Below are 3,744 nucleotides of genomic sequence, written 5' to 3'. Positions count from 1 at the left end.
GACAGATTACTGGAACCGTCACCCTGAGTGAAGCGAAAGCCTGCCCCGATGCTTTCGGGGGGTCTCCTATCATATGGGAGATGCTTCGACTCCGCAAGCTACGCTCAGCATGACGGATAAGAGTAACCGTCACCCTGACGAAGGAAGGGTCTCCCAAAATATGGGGGATCCTTCATCCTCGTTCCTCGGATTCAGGATGACGGTACGGAATGTCATTACCTTTCTGTAAATGTCAAATTTTAAAAACTACCATTGACAGACTACAGTAACCGTCACCCTGAGTGAAGCGAAGGGTCTCCCAAAGTTTAGGAGATGCTTCGACTCCGCAAGCTCCGCTCAGCATGACGTTTCAATAACTGTAAATGCAAAATTTTAAAATCTCAGGGTGACGAGTCCGGTAATCTGTCAATGGTAGCATTTAGGCTTTTGCAAAACCCTTCTTAATGAAATTCTTAAAACCCTTAACTCTTAATGGTTCTAACCCTGAACATTGAACCCTGAACTCCTGAACCCTGAACTTCTGAACTTCTGAACCCTGAACCCTGAACTTCTGAACTTCTGAACCATGAACCCTGAACTCTGAACCATGAACCCTATCTACCCTTCGACAATCCTGCCTCCGGCAGGTAAGCTCAAGGCATAGCTATTGACCTGGCTCCTGATAAAGTACCTGTTTTGGGCAGAAATCCTCCCTGAAACAGGTATTTTTTATTTAGGGCAAAAAATTTTTAATTTTTTTTTAAAAAATTTCAAAGCGTAAAAAATACAGACATAGGACAATTGTATATAATATTTTGTTTTTTAACTAAAAAAAGCCCCTTATTGGCGTTTTTAGGCCCAAAATCTTTTTTGCGCAAAACTTTGTTTTTTTGATAAATTTTTTTCCTATTTGGGTGTAGCTAAGACCCAAACAAATTGAATCACCAACAAATTTTTAACTGATTATGTACATTTACGGAGCTTCGGGGCATGGCCGGGCGATCATTGATCTGATAGACGGATACGAAAAAATCCATGGTATTTTTGATGATAATCCCAGAGTCAGAACATTACTAGGGTACCCGGTTTTGGGACCTATCCCCCCCAATTATTTCTTTAAAAGTGACCTTATTATTGCGATTGGAGACAATGGCATCAGACAAAGGGTAGCACAAAGGCTTCAGGGAAAAGTCAGGTTTGGAAATATTATCCATGAAACCGCAATTTTTTCGAAAAGAGCCAATATGGGTTCAGGATGTGTAGTTATGGAGGGCGCAATTGTAAAAGTAAGTTCGCTCATCGGTGACCACGTGATCATCAACACAGGGGCATCCATAGACCATGACTGTGAGATTGGGGATTTTGCGCATATTGCCCCTCAGGTCACCCTTTGCGGAGATGTGCATGTGGGAGAAGGTACATTGGTAGGGGCAAATTCTACCGTACTTCCCGGAGTCAAGATTGGCAAATGGTGTACCATAGGTGCAGGAAGTGTAGTGCTTCACGATGTGCCTGATGGCGCGAAATGGTTGGGCAATAAACTTGCCAGTCCTGTGTTTACCAAAGTGGCTTAATCACTGTTTTTTTATGAAATTGAAAATAAAACTGCTTCTGGCTTGAAGTTTTTCCCATTCCTTTATTAATTTGGTCTAATATTTGTTTAAAGTAAGGAATGATTTTCTATTGAAATTTTATTGCTTTTAAAAATTAAATATGGAGTTTTTTAGAAATTTAAGAATTGTTCCAAGGTGGTTGATCGTAATGGTGGATGCAATTATTGTTTTCCACGCGGCTTTTTTTGCCTTCTTCATCCGCTTTAATTTTAATCTGGATCAAGTGGACCGCTTTGACATCCTACCTGCGGTTTTGGTATTCACGCTTTTGGCAGTAGTATCCATGCTGATGACCCATTCCTATGTAGGGATTGTAAGGCATACCCATAGCGGAGATTTGGTCAATATGATGAAGATGTTGGGTATGGCCCATGTGCTGCTTGCTTTGATCAAGACATCCAATACCTATGTTATGTGGTTGGATGCGGGTTTCTTTTTACCTTTTTCCGTTGGCCTGATTGCATCTTTACTCGCTTTCCCTTTATTGATAGGATACAGGCTTTTGGTCAAGGAGGCTTATCAGTATGCCATCTTTACCCGCAATAAAGGGACTGCAAAAAAAGTCGCCATTTATGGTGCAGGTCAGGCAGGTATTTTGACTTATCAGACCCTTTCAGGACACGGAAGCTCTCAATGGCAGCCGGTAGCTTTTATCGATGATGATCCTGTGAAGTCCAAAATGGTGCTTCATGGAAAGAAAATATTTTTGGGAATAAACGGTTTGAAATATGCCGTTGAAAAGTTAGGGGTACAGGAGGTGGTCATAGCCATCAACACACTGACACCGCAGCGCAGAAGAGAAATTGTAGATACTTGTTTGGCTTTGGGAATTCCCAGCAAAACCATCCCGCCAGCGGAAGAATGGTTCAATGTTGGTTTGCAGACAAAAGATATCAGGGAAGTAAGGATAGAGGACCTGTTGAGCAGGGAAGAGATTCTTTTGGATAAAAACAGTGTTGCTGCAGACATCAAAGGAAAAGTGGTCATGGTAACCGGCGCGGCGGGTTCCATTGGCTCCGAACTGAGCAGGCAATTGTTGAAATGCAGGCCAAAGCATTTGATTGTTTTGGACCAGGCAGAGTCTGCACTTTACGACCTGCAACAGGAAATTAAAAACCATCCCCAGGGGGCCAAAATAGAATACCTGATTGCAGATATCCGTAACAAGGACCGTATGCGGGAAATTTTCAATCAGTTTAGACCTCAACTGGTTTTCCATGCTGCTGCCTATAAGCATGTGCCCATGATGGAAGCCTATCCTGAAGAGGCGATTCAGTGTAATGTATTGGGTACCAAAATCCTGGCTGATCTTTCTGCGGCTTATGGTGCGGAAAAATTTGTAATGGTCAGCACAGACAAAGCTGTCAATCCAACCAATGTCATGGGAGCGAGCAAGCGCCTTGCAGAAATGTATGTGCAATCTTTGGATTACCATTTGAGTATGCAAGAGATGGAAGGCCATACCCGCTTTATTACTACCCGTTTCGGAAATGTATTGGGTTCCAATGGTTCAGTGATTCCATTGTTCAGAAAGCAAATTATGGAAGGGGGGCCGCTTACAGTTACCCATCCCGAAATCACCCGTTATTTCATGACCATTCCGGAAGCCTGTCAGTTGGTTTTAGAGGCCGGTGTCATGGGCAATGGGGGTGAAATTTATGTTTTTGACATGGGTGAGCCTGTTAAAATCGTGGATCTTGCAAAGAAAATGATTGCGCTGAGCGGTAAAAAGCTCAATGAAGATATCAAAATTGAATTTACCGGCTTGAGGGCAGGGGAGAAATTGTATGAAGAGTTGTTGAATAAAGACGAAGAAGTGACAGCAACCCACCACCCGAAGATTAAAATTGCCAAGGTAAAGGCCTCGGAATACGAAATGATCCATGACAACATTGGAGAATTCCACAATATTATAGGATTTCAGGATGAGTTTGAAGTAGTCAGGCAACTCAAAAAACTGGTTCCTGAATTTGTCAGTAATTATTCCAGATTTTCCAAATTGGACAGTACCAAGGAAGAAGTATTGTATTGAGGAATGTCCTGATATGCTTTTTTTTATTGGTCAAAACATTTTATTGTCAAAACCGAAGTTTACAGTTTTTCAGGTAAATGAAACCGAAATTATTGGTTTATAAATATTATAATTTGTTTT

At 41.8% G+C, this 3,744-nt stretch carries 2 protein-coding genes; both read left to right on the top strand.

Going from position 1 to position 3,744, the window contains the following annotated elements; genetic code table 11:
* The first annotated feature begins 944 nt into the window (after positions 1-944).
* Positions 945-1,553, top strand: coding sequence for an acetyltransferase (locus QZT73_RS10120; RefSeq protein WP_291780769.1), 609 nt, complete (start codon positions 945-947; stop codon positions 1,551-1,553).
* A 139-nt stretch (positions 1,554-1,692) separates the two neighbouring features.
* Entirely contained in the window at positions 1,693-3,624 is a 1,932-nt protein-coding gene (locus QZT73_RS10115) for a nucleoside-diphosphate sugar epimerase/dehydratase (protein ID WP_291787945.1), read from the top strand.
* The last annotated feature ends 120 nt before the right edge of the window (positions 3,625-3,744 follow it).

The organism is Cecembia sp. (genome assembly GCF_007126775.1).
Taxonomy (GTDB): domain Bacteria; phylum Bacteroidota; class Bacteroidia; order Cytophagales; family Cyclobacteriaceae; genus Cecembia.
The sequence above is the reverse complement of the archived record's forward strand: the minus strand, read 5'-3'. Positions and strand labels throughout refer to the sequence as shown.

Bases quoted from the DNA above. Each gene is read 5' to 3' on its own strand.
- QZT73_RS10115 (WP_291787945.1), top strand. From the start codon at position 1,693: ATGGAGTTTTTTAGAAATTTAAGAATTGTTCCAAGGTGGTTGATCGTA.
- QZT73_RS10120 (WP_291780769.1), top strand. From the start codon at position 945: ATGTACATTTACGGAGCTTCGGGGCATGGCCGGGCGATCATTGATCTG.